Raw genomic sequence first — 17718 nt, 5'->3', positions numbered from 1 at the left:
GACAACGTCGGCTGGGCATCGTAACCTCTTTGTGACTTAGTGGAGTCGAGTCGTTTCGCCAGTGAGGCGGCGCCACTGGTCACCGCCATCGCAGACCGTCGCGATATATGTAGGACGCGCGTTCGCCGCTGGCGGGAGAGCACGAAGATCGGAGACGGAGCTCGGTGGGTAAGCACAGCTTGCAGCGAGAGTCCAAGCTGCCAAATTCTGTCAAGGGCGCGCTCGTCATGGGCACCCTCGCCGCCACGACGGGCACCATGCCCGCGATCGCGTCGGCGGCGACCACCACGATCGACGTTCCGGGCGTCGGCAAATTCGATGTCGAGGTGCCGGACCAGTTCGCCGCGCAGGCGGATCAGCTCAACCAGCAGCTGAACCAGGCGCTCGAGGCGGCCCCGAAGGTGATGCCGGCGGCGCCCGCGCTGCCGAACTTCGCTCCGCCGGCCGCGCCCGCGCCGCTGCAGCAGCAGAGCCTGGGCGATATCGCCCTCGACGCCGCCAAGACCAAGGTCGGCGCCATGTACTCGTGGGGTGCCGCGGGTCCCTACAACTTCGACTGCTCCGGTCTGGTGCAGTGGGCCTACAAGCAGGCCGGCATCAAACTGCCGCGCACCAGCTTCGAGCAGTCCCATGTGGGCGCGCCGATCGCCTTCCAGAACCTGCAGCCCGGCGATATCGTCATCACCAACGGTGGCGGGCACGTCGGCATGTACGCCGGTGACGGCCTGCTCCTCAATGCGGTGCAGTCCGGTGAACCGGTGACCTACACCAACCTCACCCCCGACGATGTGGTTACCGCGCGTCGTATTGTCTAAAGGGTGAGCCCAGCTCCCTCCGAGCCGAACAGCGGCCCGACCCAGGCCCGGGTCGACTCCTGGGTCTGGGCTGTGCGTTTGTTCAAAACTCGATCGGCTGCCGCGGCGGCGTGCCGCGGCGGTCATATCCGCGTCAACGGTGCGACGGCCAAACCCGCCCAGCCGGTCCGGCCGGGGGACGAGGTCCGCATCCGGAGCGGCGGTGTCGAACGAATCGTCGTTGTGGAACGTGTGATCACCAAGCGGGTCGGTGCTCCGATCGCCGCCCAATGCCTGATCGATCGCAGTCCGCCTCCGCCGCCGCGGGAAGTCCTCGCGTCCCTGCCGCAGCGCGACCGCGGAACCGGGCGCCCCACCAAGCGGGAGCGCCGGGAAACCGACCGGCTGCTGGGACGAACCGATCACTGACCCCCGTCCGGCGAACCGAATCCGGTGAATCGTTCCGGTGAGACCCACGTGCTCGGGTCGTATCCGGATAGCACCCGGCTTCGGCGACGCCGCACGTCGGGGAGTGCGCTTCTTGTCGCTGGTCGGCAGCGCTAGCCCGGGTCCATCCGCCGTGGGCTGATCACCGGGTTCACTTCTCCCGATGTGCCGTGGCTACGGAACGGCGTCGAGAACACCGCGAAGAATGTCACCGGGTCGGCGGCGGTGAGTTCGATGAGATTGGCCGTGGCAGGGGAGATCCGTGCGAACCGCCGCGCGAGCCGACCGGCATCCAGGGCCGGGTCCGGCGATCCGTCGTGGGACGCCCGGCCGCCCGGCTCGCCGAGCAATACGGCCGTGCCGGCCGTGGTTACGGCGGCGATCACGGTGTCCTCGAAAACCTGGGCCGCGTGCACCACACCGCGGATCGTGCAACCGGATTCGCGGATATCCCGAAGCGCATTGTCCAGATCGGGGCGGTCGGCGGTATCGCAGCGAACCACAACCACCCGGTCCTCGAAACCCTCGAGCAACGGGGGAACCGGGCGCGGTGAACGCGTGGGTACCAGCACATCGCGGGCACCCGCCACCAGCAGGCGGCGCACCATCACCGAACCGAGCGCGCCGAGGCCACCGCTGACGACATAGGTGCCGGCGGGGTCGATCCGCATCGGCGGGTCCAGCGCCACCCGGCCGGTGAGGAAGCGGATAGCCCTGTTGGCGTCGACCATTCGAGTCCATGCGATGATATCTGTGGGTGGGAGGTCATCGGCGAGCCGTATCGAAGCCAGCGTTCCGGCACCCGCGACCTCCGCCCGCGAAACTTGCGCGGTGTGCTCTCCCACGCTCTCGATGTCGGAGGACTCCGGTCCGGAGCTTTCCTGGTTTCCCGGCTGTTTGGCACCGGTGGCGGACCACTTGTCGGCCGAAGCCTCTGCGGGAGAGCTGTTTCCGTCCTCGCGCGGATGTGGTTCCTGGGCCGGCGCGGCACCCGGGGACGTTCTACTCGCCTCCCGGTACGCCCCGATCATGGTGGTGGCGCGCGTGGCTTGGACCTGGGCCAGACAGGTCAGGAAGGCGGTACCCTCATCGTCCCGGCAAGCGGCGGGATAGGTGCTGTGAGCGAATTCCGGCCGCCTGCGCACGGTGCCGCCGAGTACCGGATCCGGGCCGACCTCCAGCACGATGGTGTTGTCCGCTTGCGCTGCCCGGCTCAGCGCCGCGTCGAGTTCTACTGTGCCGATGAAGTTGTCGGCCCAGTAGTCGGCGGTGGCGACCGCCGAGCCGATGAGCGCGCCACGGTGGGTGGTGGAGTACATCGCGATATCGGGGACGCCCGGCCGCAGCTCACCGAGATCGGCACGCAATCCGGCCGCGGCTCCCCGATGAGCGTGGGCAGGAGGGAACAGGGTGGAACGTGCTGCCGTGATACCGCGGCGCCCGGCCCGGCGTACGACGGTATCGATATAGCGTGGGGCGCCGGCGATCAGTACCGAGTCCGGTCCGTGCACGGCGGCGACAGCGACCTTCTCACGCACCGGCGCCACCAGCCGCAGTACCTCCGGCACCGACGCGGTCAATTCGGCTACGACATCGGACGTCCCGGACCGGCTCGAAACGCGCCCACGCGCGACCGCCACTCGCGCCGCGTCGGCCGCCGGTAGCGCACCGGCGGTCACCGCCGCCGCGAGTTCGCCGATACCGTGACCGATCACTGCGTCGGGCCGGACGCCCCAGGAGATCAGCAGGGCCGCGATCGCGACCTGGTAGGTGAACAGAGCGGGTTGGGTGAATTGGGGGTCGCGGTGGTGTCGGTCCGGCCACGCCGTCGAGCCGGGGTGCCGGAAGCCGTATCGCGGGGTCCATACCTGCGGTCCACCCGCCGCTACGACGGCATCGTTCGTCTCGATCACGGTCGCGGCGAACGTGGGGTAACGACCGGCGAGTATCCGTCCCATCCGATCGTGCTCGCCACCCTCCGGCGAGAACAGGAAGACCACACCGCGCGGGGAACCGGTCATCGGCGTGGTGGCGGGGACGGTGGGGTCCGGCCGCGGTCGTGGCGAACGGTGCGCGAAGCCGACCGGCTGCTCATCGAGCCGTGAATCGAGCACAGCAGCTGCGTGTCCGGCCTCACGCCTAGATTATGCCGGAAGATTCGCGTGCTCCGGCATTGCCGAACTCGTTGGCTCCGTGCGCCTTCCGGATGCGATGTCGGCGCCCCTGATCCGATTACCGTTGCGGTGCAGAACGACTCCGCGCAGCGGCGGTTCTGTACCTCGCCCGGACACAGTTTCGCTACGGTTCGCCCGCTGTCTCCTCGCCACCGGACCTGCCTGCCCGGAGCCCGATCCGGTGAAGCGCGGTGTGGTGAGCGGGCGCGGTTCCGGACGCTCACCGGTACCCGTGTCCGCGCATTGCCGATGCGTTCCTGCGATCTTCGGCTTTCGAGCCCGCCGGCGCGTCGTCGTGCCTGCCGGAGCTGCGCGCGGATATGCGTTCTCGCCGTCCCCGTTCCGGTAGGACCGGTACCGTTGCGGTGTGGCCGCTTCCGCCGAAGGACGAACCCCGACCTTTCCGACACTGGTGCGTTGTTGCGCGGCACTGGTCGCCACACCCGCCCGGCTCCTGCGCCCGCGGCAGGCGGATACCCGGTTGCTCGCGCGGCTGGAATCGGTATCTCCGCCGCCGGCTCGGGCGAGTGTCGGACTGACCGTGCTGCTGCAGGGCCGGATGCAGGCGCCGACTGCCATCGTGGCCGAGGGGGTGCGCAGCCTCGGGCATCTGCCGATGGCCATGGCCGCGTATATCGTCGAACATCCGAAGGCGCGGTTCCTGGTCGACCCGGCACTGTGCGCCCATGTGCATCAACGGGTGCTGCGGGGGCTGCCGTTCCCGATTCCGCTGCTGGTGGCGCCGGACAAGCCGGTACTGGGCCTCGGCGACGCGCTCGCCGCTCGCGATATCGATCCGGCGAGTATCGACTTCGTCCTGCCGACCCATCTGCACTGGGACCATATTTCGGGTGTGCTCGAACTCCCCGATTCGGTGCCGATCCGGTTACCCGCCGCGGAATTGAGCTGGGCGCTGGACGGTCCGCACGCTCCGGCCGGTGTGGTGCGGCCACCGCTGCAGGGCCGCCCGCTGGACCCCCTCGAGCTCGACGGTCCGCCGGTCCTCACCTTCGAACGCAGCCTCGATCTGTTCGGCGACGGGTCGGTGCTGCTGGTGGATCTGGCCGGACACACCCCGGGCAGTGTCGGCGTACTGCTGGCCACCGCCGACGGCCGCCGGGTGCTGCTGGCGGGGGACGCGGTATGGAACCGGCTGCAGATCGACCTGATCCGGGAGAAGGCGCCGATGCCCGGGCAATTGTTCGATGCCGACCGGGATCTGGCCTTCGAAACCATCCACCGGCTGCACGCGCTACCCGCCGATATCGACGTAGTCGCCGCGCACGATTACGACGCCGTCGCCGCGCTGGCGGCGCACTGAATCCGGTCCGGTATCCACGGCTGTTTCTGAAGCGCGGGAAGCCGACCTTTCCCGGACGGCTTCCCGCGCTCCGGCGCCGGAGTGATCGCCATACTCCCGGCGCGGCTCAGGGGATCAGGCGGAAACGAATCCGGCCAGCCGGGCGCTGATCAGTTCTTCGGCCTCGGTGACCATCCGGCCGATGAGGTCCGCGCAGGTGGGCACGTCCTCGATCAGGCCCTGGCACAGGCCGACCGACCAGATCCCGGCGTCCAAGTCGCCTTCTTCGAATACTCGCCGGCCGCGGGCGCCGGAGACGAGTTCGCGAACATCTTCGAATTTGCCGCCGGCCTTCTCGATCTCGACCACCTTGCGGCTGACCTCGTTATCGGCAACCCGCGCGGTGTTGTGCATGGTGCGGAAGATCAGCTGGGTATCGCGCTCGGAGTTGGCGACGATCTGCTCCTTGACCTGCTGGTCGATGGAGGATTCCTGGGTGCACAGGAACCGGGTGCCCATATTCACCCCGTCGGCCCCCAGCGCCAGCGCCGCGACCAGGCCGCGGGCGTCGGCGATACCGCCCGACGCGATGATCGGGATGGTCAGCGCGCGGGCGGCGGCCGGGATCAGGACCAGCCCGGGAATATCGTCCTCGCCAGGGTGACCGGCGCATTCGAAGCCATCGATGCTGACGGCGTCCACACCGATTTTCTGCGCCTTGAGCGCGTGCCGGACGCTGGTGCATTTGTGCACCACCTTGATGCCTGCCTCGCGATAGGTGGGCAGGAACGGCTCGGGGTTGCTCCCTGCGGTCTCCACGATCTTGATGCCGCTTTCCACGATCGCGCGCGCGTACTCCTCGTACGGCGGCGGGTTGATCGACGGCAGGATGGTCAGGTTCACCCCGAACGGCTTGTCGGTGAGTTCGCGGGTCCGCTCGATCTCGCGGCGGAGATCATCGGGGGTGGGCTGCGTGAGTGCGGTGATGAAACCGAGCCCCCCGGCGTTGGCCACGGCGGCGACGAGTTCGGCCCGGCCGACCCACATCATTCCGCCCTGCACGATCGGATGTTCGATACCGAAAATCTCGGTGAACCTGGTCCGCAGCATCGGTGCTCTCCTCTACTTTCCGCGGATAGTCCGCGCCTGCTGCATGGTGCCATGGAAATCACGGCGTGATCAACCCTGGAAGTGAGTCAGGATTCGCATATGTGATCGCATACTGGATAGCTGGGTGACGTGCTGGAGTGTCGGTATCATCGCAAATACACGGTTCAGCGCGGGTGAACTTGTTCCGTGGTCAGGTTCCTCGGGATTAACCGCTATTCGGTTCCGTTTTCCTTGCCGGTGTCGATGTGAATTGTTATTCTGCCGACATGTTCACACCGCGTGTGGCGCCGGACACTCCGGTGGGTCACGCGGTACCGAGAGGAGTACGTGGGATGACCACCGGTGCGCAGGCCCTCGACGAGCCGATCAGATCGCGTCGAAACCACTGGAACAACCAGATCGCCGCGCACGCGGTGATGCGGCCGGACGAGGTGGCGCTCCGTTTCCGCGGCGCCGACACCACCTGGCGTCAACTGCACGAACGCTCGCAGAAGTTCGCCGACGCGCTCGCCCGCCGGGGGGTCGGCTTCGGGGACCGGGTGATCATCCTGGCCCTCAACTACCCCGAATATCTCGAGGCCGTGTTCGGGATCAACGCGCTGGGTGCGATCGCGGTTCCGGTGAACTTCCGTCTCACCCCGCCCGAGGTCGCGTACATAGTCGGGGACAGCGGGGCCAAAGCGGTGGTCACCGACACCATGCTGCAGCCGCTGGCCACTGCGGTGCAGGCGCAGGCGTCCGGGCTGGAGCACTGCTTCGTGATCGGTGGCAGCAGCGGCGACGGAGTCATCGGCTTCGACGACGCACTCGCCGAAGAGGGCGCGGCGCACACTCCGCTGGATATTCCCGAGGACACCCCGGCCCTCATCATGTACACCTCCGGTACCACCGGGAGTCCCAAGGGCGCCATCCTCTCCTACGGCAATATGAACGCCCAGGCGCTCACCTGTATCCGGGCGCTGGCGATGGAGCAGGATTCGATCGGTTTCTGCACTTCTCCGCTGTTCCATATCGCCGGTATCGGCAGCCTTGCCCCCGCGTTCCTTCTGGGTGCCAAGACGGTCCTGCACCCCCTGGGTGCCTTCAGCGCCACCGAGTTCCTGGACGCTGTCGAGGCCGAGCAGGCCACCTCGGCGTTCTGCGTGCCCGCCCAGTGGCAGCTGATCTGCGACGAGCCGACGGTGAAACAGCGCAAGCTGGCGTTGAAGGCACTCAGCTGGGGCGCCGCACCGGCCTCCGACACCGTGCTGAAGGCGATGGACGACGCCTTCCCCGACGCGTTCAACGTGGCGGTGTTCGGGCAGACCGAGATGTCGCCGATCACCTGCGTCCTCGAAGGTAAGGACGCCATCCGCAAGCTCGGTTCGGTCGGCAAGGTCATCCCCACCATCCAGGCCCGCATCGTCGACGACGAGATGAACGATGTGGCGCCGGGTGAGGTCGGCGAGATCGTGTACCGCGGGCCCACCATGATGGCCGGTTACTGGAACAAGCCGGAGGCGACCGCGGACGCATTCGCCGGCGGTTGGTTCCACTCCGGTGATCTGGTGCGCCAGGACGACGAGGGTTTCGTCTACGTCGTGGACCGCAAGAAGGACATGATCATCTCCGGCGGTGAGAACATCTACTGCGCCGAGGTGGAGAACGTCCTGTTCGCGCACCCGAAGATCCGTGAGGCCGCGGTCATCGGCCGTGCCCACGAGAAGTGGGGCGAGGTCCCGGTGGCGGTGGTCGCCCTGAACGATCCGGACGACGAGCTCACGCTCGCGGACCTGGAACCGTTCCTCAACGAGAACCTGGCCCGCTACAAGCACCCGAAAGACCTGGTGATCGTCGCGGAGTTGCCCCGCAACGCCAGCGGCAAGGTCGTGAAAGTGCAGCTGCGCAGCGACGGCTAGATCCGCCGCAGACCTGTACGCGCCGGCCCGGGAGACCCAGTGCTCACCCGGGCCGGCGCGACACATTTCAGATCATGTTCTTCTCGGTCATCCAGCGCATGACCTGCCAGCCGCAGAAAACCGGGATCCAGCAGGTGAGGACCCGGTAGAGCAGTACCGAGGGCACCGCTACCGCGGCGGGCAGGCCGAACGCGGCCAGACCACCGATCAGCGCGGCCTCCACCGCGCCCACCCCGCCGGGCGTCGGCGCGGCCGAGGCCAGGGTGCCACCGATCATCGTGACAATGGTGACGGTGATGAAGGTTGTGCCACCGCCGAACGCCTGGACGCTGGCCCACAGCGCCAACGCCTGGCCGAGAGTGAGGGCCGCGCACCCGAGCACGATGACCGCGCAGCGTTTCGGGTCGCGGGCCAGCCGCGCCAGTTCGCCCACCACCTCCTGCACCTGAGGTAGCACCGACGTGTTCAGCCAGCGGCGCAGTTTCGGCACGAACATGAAGGTGCCGATGATGCCCACCCCCACACCGCCGATCAGATACAGCACGGTGGGTGAAGGCACGAAGTGTGAGAGGTTCGCCGAGGTTCCGGCGGCCACACTGAACAGCACCAGCAACCCGATATGCGTGCACACCTGCACGGCCTGCTGCAATGCGACCGCCGCGGTGGCGCGGACGGCCCCGACCCCACCCTTCTGCAGGAACCGGACACTCAGCGCCAAACCGCCCACCCGGGCCGGTGTGGTGGTCGCGGCGAAGGTGTTCGCGATCTGCATCAGCACCAGCGGCCAATACTTGATCACTCCCGAGGCGCAGGCCCACAGCGCGGCCGCGGTGCCCAGGTAGGTCAGCGTCGACAGTGCCAATCCGGCGAGCGCCCACCACCAGTCGGCCTCGCGGAGCTGGGTGAAGAAGGTGGGCACCGCGCTGATGAACGGGTAGGCGACGTAGACCAGGCCGATGAGCAAGGCCAGCTGCAGCAGGCTCTTGCGGTTGAACCGCGTGATCTGTTCCGCTTCGATCCGGTCCTGGCCGGTTTGTGTCCGCACTTCGTCGCGCGCCGCGGTCACCACTGACTTCCATTCGGGAATGGAGTTACGGATACCGCGCGGCATGGCGAATTTCGTCAGCCGGCGCGAGGCGGTGAGCACTGTCTGCTCGCCGAGCGCTTCGATCGCCGACCGTACTGCGGCCTCCGGCCCGAAGACCGCCGCCATCGACACCAGCAGCTGGGCGATATCGGATTGGAGCTGGGCGTCGGACGCGCACAGTTCGGCGGCGGTGAAACCGCCGAACGCGGCATCGCCCGCGACTACCCGGATCTGCGCCGGTCGTAGTTCGCCGTGCGAGATTCCCCGCTCACGCAGCATCGTGAGCGCTCGCCATACCGCATCCAGTGCCTCGGCATCGGCGGGATCCTGTTCGATCGAGCGGCCGGTGGGCAGTGTGTGCGCGTACAGCATCCAGCCGCGCGGCAACCCGGCGACCGCCACCGGCCGATGTGCGGCCACACCCATGTCCCCCAGCGCGATCGCCATCAGCGCACGATGTTCCACGGCACGGTGCATGGAACCGTGCAGGGGGGCCGTCTCGCTGGACCGGAAGGTCAGCCAGCGCCACAGCTGGCGTATCGCGTTGAGTGAGCGCTGGTTCTTGCCGTACAGCTCGACGACCAGGGCCTTCTCGCGTTCCTCGATCGTCGCCGACAGCATGAGCGCGCCGGGGCCGGCCGGCCGCACGACGGTGAGCCGGTTGACGGTGTAACCGCGCCGCGTCAACTGACGTACCGCCGCGTCCAGCGGAACCTCCAGCGCCGGTGTTCCGACCAACAGGACGATGACCGCGCCCACCAGCCAGCCGAGGACGAGCCCGAACATAGCGCGCGCCGGGACGACGGTGCTGACCACCAGATGTATCGGCGCGAACGCCAGGATCAGCACCCACAGCCAGCGCCGGGCGCGTACCGGCAGCCACGGGCTGGACACGGTGAGTACCGCGGCCAGCATGGCGATCCAGCGTGGATCGTCGAGGAACTGCTGGAGGAAGGTTTTATCGGCCAGATTCTCCGGGACCTGCAGATGCCATTGCGGGGCCGATAATCCGCTCGGCGTGATCGACAGCAGCAGCCCCGCGACCAGTCCCGCGGTGGCGTATCCGGCGAGCAGTTTCCAATGCCCGCCCCACACCAGTTCCACCAGGATCGCGAACGGCAGGATCAGGATGGCGATGCCGTACACCAGATAGACCAGGTTCGACTGGTCCGAGTTGAGGAACCCGACGATATTGGACACCGAGCGTTCGAGCGCGAGCCATTCGGGCCGGGTGATCAGGGATCCGGCGACGACCACGGCCACACCGACGGCTGCGAAGACGACACGCAGAATATCGCTGGTACGCCGGGTGAGCGGTTGTAGCAGGCTGCCCGTTACCGGGATCTCCCGCCCATCGACTCGCATGTCGTATCGGTACTTTCGGATCGAGGTGAAGCCGGCCGGCCGCCCACGCCCACCAAATGGTGAGTATGCAGGAGGCCGAGCCGGACGATACACACCAACACGCTGCCAGAATCATGGGGTGAACCGTGATCTGCGCATCTGTTTCGTGGGGGATTCCTTCGTCGCCGGGGAGGGAGATCCGCGAGCCCTGGGCTGGAGCGGCCGGCTGACAGCACATGCCCGATCGGCCGGGCTCGCACTGACCGCCTACAACCTCGGCATCCGCGGGCAGACATCGGCCGATATCGCCGCGCGCTGGCGGGTCGAATGCCGATCGCGTTTGCCGGCCGGCATTGCGGGTCGGCTGGTGTTCTCGTTCGGGGTCAACGACACCGTTCGGACCGGCGACGGTATCCGGGTGGACGTGGATACTTCGGTGGCGAATCTGCGTGCGGTGCTGGCGGCCGCACGTGACGAATCGTGGCCGGTGCTGATGGCCGGACCGCCTCCGGTCGACGATGCGGCGCACAACCGGCGGATTGCCGACCTCGACGAGCGTTTCGACAAGGTCTGTGCAGAGTTCGGGGTTCCCTATATCGGCAGCTGTCATCGGCTGGCGGCCGACTCGGTCTGGATGGAGCAGGTGCGGTCGGGCGACGGCGCACACCCCGGGGCGGAGGGTTACGCCGTGTTGGCGGAACTGCTCCTGCCTCGATGGCGCGAATGGCTGGATTACTGAGCACGACAGCGGGTAGATAGGATATCTTTCCGTAAAAACCCGTTCCTCACCGGAAAATGTCCCAGACGGTGCGATCCGATCCGAAGCGTGCCCGCTCAGCTCGCGGGTACGCCCGGCTCCGACCCGCGCCGCATCGTGGTGAACACCTCCGCGAGTTCCGGGACCGATCGCACCAGCTCGGCACCGTAATCGCATTCGCTCTCCAGTTGGCTCAACGTACCGACCATCGTGAGCGACGCCCGCGCGAACGGTGTGCACTCCGGGGGTAGCGTCAGTTCGCGCATCACATTGGTCAGCCGCGGGCTCGTGATGCGCAGCACCTGCTTGCGCAACCAGGACGTGGTGAGCCGGAACCGGTCGTGCCGAACCGGTTCACCACACGCCGCGAGCGCGGTATCCAGCGCGACGGCGTCGAAATCCCGTCCCGGCAGGGCGAATCCGTGTGCACGCACAGCTGTCTCCAGCGCGGCCGGCCCGCCGTTGAGAATCGCGTCGCACATCTGCACCGTCAAATCGGTGAACCCCGGATGCGGCCACGGCGCGCAGGCGCCGAAATCGGCAACTCCCAGCCGTCCGTCCGGCAGCAGCCACAGATTGCCGGGATGCGGGTCGCAATACAGGAATCCGTGCCGCTCCCAGCCGGTCAGCACGAACCGCATCGTCAACTCGCCGACCCGGTCGCGCTGCTCCCGGCTGCCCGAGCTGACGATCCGGGTGGCGGGGGTACCGCGCACCCATTCCGAAACCAGCACGTCGCCCCGCTGTTCCAGCACTTCCGGAACGAAGAACTCGTCGCTGCCCCGGTACTCGGCGGCGAAGGCGCGCTGCGTATCGGCTTCGCCCGCGTAATCCAATTCCGCGCGCACACTCTCACACAGCGCCTCGGTCACCGATTTCACATCGGCGCCGGGCAGTAGCACCGAGGCCAGGAACGACATACGCCGTAGCTGCACCAGATCCGATTCCACCGCGGCGCGAGCCCCCGGGTACATCACCTTCACCGCGACCTCGCGCCCGTCGTGCCAGACCCCGCGATGCACCTGGCCGATCGATGCGGCCGCGGCCCGTCGATCGTCGAACTCCTGGAACAGATCACGCCACTGTGGCCCCAGATGTTCGGCCAGGACGCCGTGCACGGTGGCCGGCAGCATCACCGGTGCCGAATCCTGCAGCCGGGTCAGTGCGGCCTGGTACGGCGCCGCGAGATCGCGCGGTAGCGCGAGCTGATAAATGGCCAGCAACTGCCCGAGTTTGGCCGCGCAGCCCTTCAGCTCGCCCAGCACAGCGAACATATGCTCGGCGGTGCGGGACTGGATCTCCCGGTTCACTTCCCGCGCGGGCCGGCCGAGCGCCCGGCGCCCGGCTCCCGCGGCCTGCCGGCCCGCGTACGCGACCGGCAGTGCCATGAGTTTGGCGCTGCGCAGCGCCGGCCGCGAAGGCAGCGGGCCGGGATCCCGTCGACCGCTCATACTGTGTCCTCCAGGTATGGGCGAAGCCCTGCGTGGTGATGCTTCGTGATCCCCTGAACCGAATCGCTTGTTCTCCCGTGCAGTCTGGCATATTTGTGCATAGACTGTCTGGGACGTAACGATGCCGAAAGAGGTGTATCCATGGGGTCCCGCACGGTGGTCGCCGATGTTGCCGACGAACTGGCACGGCGGGTCGCCGCAGGGGAGTATCAACCGGGTGAGCTGATGCCCTCGGTGCGCCAGGTGGCCGACGAGTTCGAAATGAACCGGGCCACCGCGCAGCTCACGCTCGGCCGGTTGGAATCCTACGGTTTCGTGGAAGCCCGGCGCGGTAAGGGTTTCACCATCCGCGAGGTGCGCTCCGCGGGCGGCCTGGATGTCTACCGGCACCTCTTCCGGTTCTCCATCCCGATGCCCGACGTCGCGATCGAGATGTTCCGGGATATCGTCGAGGTCGAGCGCGGGATCGTCATGGACGCGTTGCTCGCCTACACCGGCGCGGCGCACGGCGGTCCCGTCGACGCCGGATTCGACCTCGCCGAACTGAAGGCCGAGGTCGATGCGCTGGAAACACTGGCCCGCCTGGACGTCCCCGATCATCGCCGCATTCTCGCCATCGAAATCGGTATCGTCCGGCGTCTTCTGGTCGCCCTCGAATCCAGTATGCAGCGCGCCATCCTGAACTCGATCGGCGAAATGGTCCTCGAGGTACCGCAAGCCGTTGAGGCGTACTTCGCGGGCGCGGCCGATCTGCACGTTCTCGTATGGCGGGCACTGATCGCGGTATGGGAATCGGAATCCGGCCCCTCGCCCGCCCAGCTCGCTCTGTTCGAAGATCTTTTCGGGATCTATCACAACAAGGTCATCGCCCGGTTCGAGGAACTGGTCGAAACCCAGGGGCAGCCGGAGGTCCACGCCGCTTCCGCGTGAATCTGCGTCTTTTGGCGCGCTGGCGCGGGCCGGGCCAAAACCTCCAAGGGCCTCGCTGAACTCGGCACCGCCGCTGGGCACGTTTCGATCGGCGCTACGGGACCTCGGCCCACTCGAGCACAATCATGAGCAGGCCCACTCCGGAATCCGGTGCGGGCCTGCTCATGATTGTTGTGGTTCGGTAGCGGCTGCTATCCGGCGTCGTTGAGCTTGTTCAGCCGTTCGCAGGCGGTGACGTACTCCTCGATGAGGCGGTTCATCACATCGGCGGAGCGTTCCGTCTTGTTCATCATGCCGACCACCTGGCCGACCGGATTGAAGTTCACGTCCTTGGCGGCTTCCGGGTAGCGGTGACCGCGCTTGACGCCGTCCAGCGCCACCATCATCTGCAGCGGCATGGGCAGCGGGTCCGGGGTGCCTTCCGATTCCCAGGCATCGGTCCAGTCGTTGCGCAGCATGCGGGCCGGCTTACCGGTCCAGGCGCGGGAGCGGATGGTGTCGTGGCTGGTGGCGTCGATGTAGGTCTTCATCTGCGCGGGCGGCACATTCGCCTCTTCCACGGTCAGCCAGATGGAACCGGTCCACGCGCCCGCCGCGCCCATCGCCATCGCGGCCGCGACCTGCCGGCCGTCGCCGATACCACCCGCGGCCAGCACCGGCAGGTCACCCACGGCGTCGATGACCTGCGGCCACAGCACCAGCGAGGAGACCTCGCCACAGTGGCCGCCGCCCTCGGTGCCCTGGCAGACCACGAAGTCCAGCCCGGCGTTCTTGTGGTTCATGGCGTGTTTGACCGAACCGCACAGCGCGCCGATGAGGCGGCCGGAGTCCTGGATCTGTGAGACGAACTCCGGCGGCGGGGTGCCCAGGGCATTGGCGACGAGCTTCGCTTTCGGATGCCTCAGGATCACCTCGACCTGCGGCGCCGCGGTGGTGGCGGTCCAGCCGAGCAACTGCGGATGCACTTCTTCTTCAGGCAGCTTCGGGACGCCGTGGTCGGCGAGGATCTTCTCGGCGAAATCGCGGTGGCCCTGCGGTACATGCTTGGCGAGTTCCGACTCGAGCTCCTCGGGCGAGAGCCCGTCGATGCCCTTGCCCTCGTACTTGGACGGAATCACCAGGTCGACACCGTAGGGGTTGTCGCCGACGTGCTCGTCCAACCAGGCCAGCTCGACTTCGAGCTGTTCAGCGGTGAACCCGACCGCGCCGAGCACGCCGAGACCACCGGCGTTGCTGACCGCGGCCGCCACGTCGCGGCAGTGGGTGAAGGCGAAGATGGGGAACTCGATCCCCAGCCGGTCGCAGATATCGGTACGCATGGCGGTGCTGGTCTCCCTATGCCTGGAACAAGTTACATAATTGCCGCGCGGCGGCCGGTCCGGCCGCAGTCACCTCTCAGGGCCGAATGCGCCGGGTGCCGTGGGTACGGGCAACTGGTGCGTGCGAGCCCGACAGGTGCCATACCTTGAATGTAACACGTTCTAGTTTTAATGGAACCGATTCGCCGGTCCGGTCACCGTTCCGGGCGGTTTCTCTCGCGTATCGGGGGCCGCCGCCGGTTCCCGCGGGATACGCTCCGGGACCTTCAGGAAGAGCGCGAACAGAAAGACCAGCAGCGTGGCCCGCCCCCAGACCCCGAAGCGCACCACCGCCTCCATCAGTTCGACCGAATGTCCGGTCCCCATCGCGTAGAAGTAGCGGAAGACGCCCACCCCGATCGCGATATCGGCGACCAGATAACTCCACACCACCGGCCACGGCACCGCCAGGACCACCAGGAACGGAATCAACCACAGGGTGTACTGCGGGGAATGCACCTTGTGGAAGACCAGGAACCCGCACAGCATCGCCCCGCTGACACCGATCCACGGGTAGACGCCCATTTCCGTATAGCGCCGGTGACCGACCCACAGGGCCAGCGCGAAGGACGCGAGGATAAGCGCCGGAGACGCGATCGCCACGGTATCGGCGAATGCCGCCGTCCCGACCCGGTCCGTACCGAACAGCGGCCGCAGACCCCAGAACCAGATCGAATTCGTCGTGATATCGGCCTGCCGTTGCTGCTGGAACTCGATCGACGCGCGCCAGCCGTCGAAGCCGGCGATCGCGAAGGGCAGGTTCACCGCCAGGACCGTCGCGACGGCGGCGCCACCGGTCCACAGCGCACCCCGGATATCGGGACGCGCCCCGGCATCCCGCCGATCGCCGCCGGTGAGCACGTACAGCATCAGCGGAATCACGAAGATCGCCGGATAGATCTTGAAACAGAAGCCCAGCCCCAGCAGGGTCGCGGCGAGCACCGCGCGGGACCGCAACGCCCGGCGCGACAACGTCATCACCGCCATCGCGACCACGGTCGTGCAGACCACCGGTAGTTCCCAGTTGTGGAACGCGTACAGCACCAGCGGTGGACTCACCGCCCACAGCAGGGCGGCGCGTCCTGCCAGCCGGGCCAGCAACCATGCGGTCAGCAGGGCGAACGGGGTCAGCAGCAGGGCCGAATGCAGCAGGAACATCGCATCGTTGTCCGCGCCCAGCGCGCCCAGCCACATCAACAGGCCACTGAGCACCGGATACTCCACCGCGCCGCCCGTCAGCGATCCGTCGGCAGTGATACCGCCGTGGATATACGGAAAAATATGCTGATCGATATCGCGGCCCAGCCAGAGAAACTGGATATCGGAATAGCAGACCCGCGCATCTTTGACATAGTCGAACGCGACACTGCGCCCATCGGCCCGGAACGGCGCGCCCGCGCAACGAGCCTTGTTGAGAAAAGCCACGGCCAGGGTCATTACGCACAGCAATACCGCCGCGGTCACCGCTGTCGTCTGCCGGGAAACGTGACCGGACGCGAACGCGCGCGCGGTCGCTCCGATCGACATACCGATCACCCTAGTGGCCTTCGCCACGGTCGAGTGCGGTGCGGCCTGGACGCCGGCACGGCTCCGAACGGTCATAACGCCAGGTCGCCGCGGCGCTCACGGGGTGAATTCCGGCCGATTCCTGGTGCTGGGAAACCGGGCGCGACATCATGCGGAATCCGCCCGGCCCCGCCCGCGAGATCGATTTCGCAGTGACCTGCCCCCTCAGGTACTCTTGCCCGGTTGCTGACGCGACGACCTCCTGCCACGGACCGTCCGTGGCCGATCACAGACCACAGGAGGTGATTGGTTCGTGCGTCATTATGAAGTAATGGTCATCCTCGATCCGAGCATGGACGAGCGCACCGTCGGGCCGTCCCTGGACACGATGCTCAACGTTGTGAAGACCGAGGGCGGAAAAATCGACAAGGTCGATATCTGGGGCCGTAAGCGCCTCGCCTATGAGATTCGTAAACAGGCCGAAGGCATCTACGCGGTCGTCGATCTGACCGCCGAGCCCGCCACAGTGAGCGAACTCGACCGCCAGTTGGGCCTCAACGAGCAGGTGCTGCGCACCAAGGTTCTGCGCAACGAAAAGTAGTTCCGGCGGCATCGCGGTTTCGTCGGAGTCTGTCTCTAGGCTCTAGCGCAACAAGCGAGTGCACTCGGACTGCACACCGAGCAGGAGGAACCCACCATGGCAGCAGGCGACACCGTCATCACGGTCATCGGAAATCTGACGGCCGACCCCGAGCTTCGATTCACGCCCGCGGGCGCGGCGGTTGCGAATTTCACCGTCGCATCGACGCCCCGCATTTTCGACCGTAATACCAACGAGTGGAAAGACGGCGAGGCGCTGTTCCTGCGCTGCAATATCTGGCGGGACGCGGCGGAGAATGTCGCCGAAAGCCTGACCAGGGGCGCCCGGGTGATCGTCAGCGGACGGCTCAAGCAGCGCTCCTACGAAACCCGCGAGGGTGAGAAGCGCACGGTCGTCGAGCTCGAGGTCGACGAGGTCGGTCCTTCGCTGAAGTACGCGACGGCGAAGGTCAACAAGACCAGTCGCGGTGGCGGCGGTGGTGGATTCGGTTCCAACAGCGGTGGTGGTGGAAACTACAACGCCGGCAACAGTGGCGGCGGACGGTCCGAGCAGGGCGCAGCAGAAGACCCGTGGGGTAGCGCGCCCGCGGCCGGCTCCTTCGGGGGCGGCGGCCGGATGGACGATGAACCGCCGTTCTGAGACGGCCCGCATCGGCCCGCGTCGGCGGGTCACCAAGAAAACGGAGTGAACGAAAATGGCCAAGGCACCGGCGCGCGAAAAGGTGCTCAAGAAGAAGGCTTGCACTTTCTGCAAAGAAAGCAAGACCGGACCTGTCAATATCGACTACAAGGATGCGCCGCTGCTGCGCAAGTACGTCAGTGAGCGCGGTAAGATCCGTGCCCGCCGGGTGACCGGCAACTGCGTGCAGCACCAGCGCGATATCGCCATCGCGGTGAAGAACTCGCGTGAGATGGCGCTGCTGCCCTACGTTTCGACGGCTCGCTGAGAAAGGTCGGTCAAG

Annotated in this window: 15 protein-coding genes; 9 read left to right on the top strand and 6 right to left on the bottom strand. The window is 66.9% G+C overall.

Features of this window, described 5'->3' with window-relative positions; all coding sequences use genetic code 11:
- Window positions 1-227: 227 nt before the first annotated feature.
- Together ACIA75_RS03215 and ACIA75_RS03210 are read left to right on the top strand one after the other, a co-directional pair.
- Window positions 228-815 (top strand): C40 family peptidase, encoded by a 588-nt coding sequence (locus tag ACIA75_RS03215; RefSeq protein WP_397100883.1) that lies wholly within the window; start codon window positions 228-230, stop codon window positions 813-815.
- 3 nt (window positions 816-818) lie between these two features.
- Window positions 819-1223, top strand: a complete 405-nt coding sequence (locus ACIA75_RS03210) for an RNA-binding S4 domain-containing protein (protein ID WP_397099360.1) — start codon at window positions 819-821, stop codon at window positions 1221-1223.
- Between the two features lie 131 nt (window positions 1224-1354).
- On the opposite strand, the gene ACIA75_RS03205 is transcribed toward ACIA75_RS03210, so the two are convergent.
- A complete protein-coding gene (locus tag ACIA75_RS03205; RefSeq protein ID WP_397099358.1) occupies window positions 1355-3355 on the bottom strand; it encodes an acyltransferase domain-containing protein in 2001 nt (666 codons plus the stop codon).
- Window positions 3356-3782: 427 nt separating this feature from the next.
- Between ACIA75_RS03205 and ACIA75_RS03200 the strand changes: the two genes are divergently transcribed.
- Window positions 3783-4736 (top strand): MBL fold metallo-hydrolase, encoded by a 954-nt coding sequence (locus ACIA75_RS03200; protein WP_397099356.1) that lies wholly within the window; start codon window positions 3783-3785, stop codon window positions 4734-4736.
- 114 nt (window positions 4737-4850) lie between these two features.
- Here ACIA75_RS03200 and ACIA75_RS03195 read toward each other — a convergent pair whose 3' ends face one another.
- Window positions 4851-5825 (bottom strand): NAD(P)H-dependent flavin oxidoreductase, encoded by a 975-nt coding sequence (locus tag ACIA75_RS03195; protein ID WP_397099354.1) that lies wholly within the window; start codon window positions 5823-5825, stop codon window positions 4851-4853.
- Between the two features lie 332 nt (window positions 5826-6157).
- Between ACIA75_RS03195 and fadD5 the strand changes: the two genes are divergently transcribed.
- Window positions 6158-7723, top strand: coding sequence for a fatty-acid--CoA ligase FadD5 (gene fadD5 / locus ACIA75_RS03190; RefSeq protein WP_397099351.1), 1566 nt, complete (start codon window positions 6158-6160; stop codon window positions 7721-7723).
- A gap of 67 nt (window positions 7724-7790) precedes the next feature.
- On the opposite strand, the gene ACIA75_RS03185 is transcribed toward fadD5, so the two are convergent.
- Window positions 7791-10175, bottom strand: a complete 2385-nt coding sequence (locus tag ACIA75_RS03185) for a YbhN family protein (protein ID WP_397099349.1) — start codon at window positions 10173-10175, stop codon at window positions 7791-7793.
- Between the two features lie 118 nt (window positions 10176-10293).
- Between ACIA75_RS03185 and ACIA75_RS03180 the strand changes: the two genes are divergently transcribed.
- Window positions 10294-10893 carry a GDSL-type esterase/lipase family protein gene (locus ACIA75_RS03180; RefSeq protein WP_397099347.1) on the top strand — a complete coding sequence of 200 codons (600 nt, stop codon included), beginning with the start codon at window positions 10294-10296 and terminating at the stop codon, window positions 10891-10893.
- A gap of 95 nt (window positions 10894-10988) precedes the next feature.
- On the opposite strand, the gene ACIA75_RS03175 is transcribed toward ACIA75_RS03180, so the two are convergent.
- On the bottom strand, window positions 10989-12362 hold the full coding sequence (locus tag ACIA75_RS03175) for an ABC1 kinase family protein (RefSeq protein WP_397099345.1): 1374 nt from the start codon (window positions 12360-12362) through the stop codon (window positions 10989-10991).
- A 141-nt stretch (window positions 12363-12503) separates the two neighbouring features.
- Here ACIA75_RS03175 and ACIA75_RS03170 point away from each other — a divergent pair, with 141 nt between their 5' ends.
- Entirely contained in the window at window positions 12504-13292 is a 789-nt protein-coding gene (locus ACIA75_RS03170) for a GntR family transcriptional regulator (protein ID WP_397099343.1), read from the top strand.
- A gap of 191 nt (window positions 13293-13483) precedes the next feature.
- Here the strand turns inward: ACIA75_RS03170 and ACIA75_RS03165 are convergent, their stop codons facing one another.
- Together ACIA75_RS03165 and ACIA75_RS03160 are read right to left on the bottom strand one after the other, a co-directional pair.
- A complete protein-coding gene (locus ACIA75_RS03165; protein WP_397099341.1) occupies window positions 13484-14611 on the bottom strand; it encodes a nitronate monooxygenase in 1128 nt (375 codons plus the stop codon).
- Between the two features lie 168 nt (window positions 14612-14779).
- Entirely contained in the window at window positions 14780-16177 is a 1398-nt protein-coding gene (locus tag ACIA75_RS03160) for a glycosyltransferase family 87 protein (protein WP_397099339.1), read from the bottom strand.
- A gap of 292 nt (window positions 16178-16469) precedes the next feature.
- Between ACIA75_RS03160 and rpsF the strand changes: the two genes are divergently transcribed.
- From rpsF to rpsR, 3 genes are all read left to right on the top strand, one after another.
- Window positions 16470-16757 carry a 30S ribosomal protein S6 gene (gene rpsF / locus ACIA75_RS03155; RefSeq protein WP_357243570.1) on the top strand — a complete coding sequence of 96 codons (288 nt, stop codon included), beginning with the start codon at window positions 16470-16472 and terminating at the stop codon, window positions 16755-16757.
- Window positions 16758-16853: 96 nt separating this feature from the next.
- Window positions 16854-17396, top strand: a complete 543-nt coding sequence (locus ACIA75_RS03150; protein WP_397099336.1) for a single-stranded DNA-binding protein — start codon at window positions 16854-16856, stop codon at window positions 17394-17396.
- A gap of 55 nt (window positions 17397-17451) precedes the next feature.
- A complete protein-coding gene (rpsR, locus tag ACIA75_RS03145) occupies window positions 17452-17703 on the top strand; it encodes a 30S ribosomal protein S18 (RefSeq protein ID WP_033246575.1) in 252 nt (83 codons plus the stop codon).
- The last annotated feature ends 15 nt before the right edge of the window (window positions 17704-17718 follow it).

The sequence above is a fragment of the Nocardia sp. NPDC051750 genome, assembly GCF_044453135.1.
GTDB lineage: Bacteria > Actinomycetota > Actinomycetes > Mycobacteriales > Mycobacteriaceae > Nocardia.
This window is presented reverse-complemented; position numbering and strand designations above follow the sequence as displayed.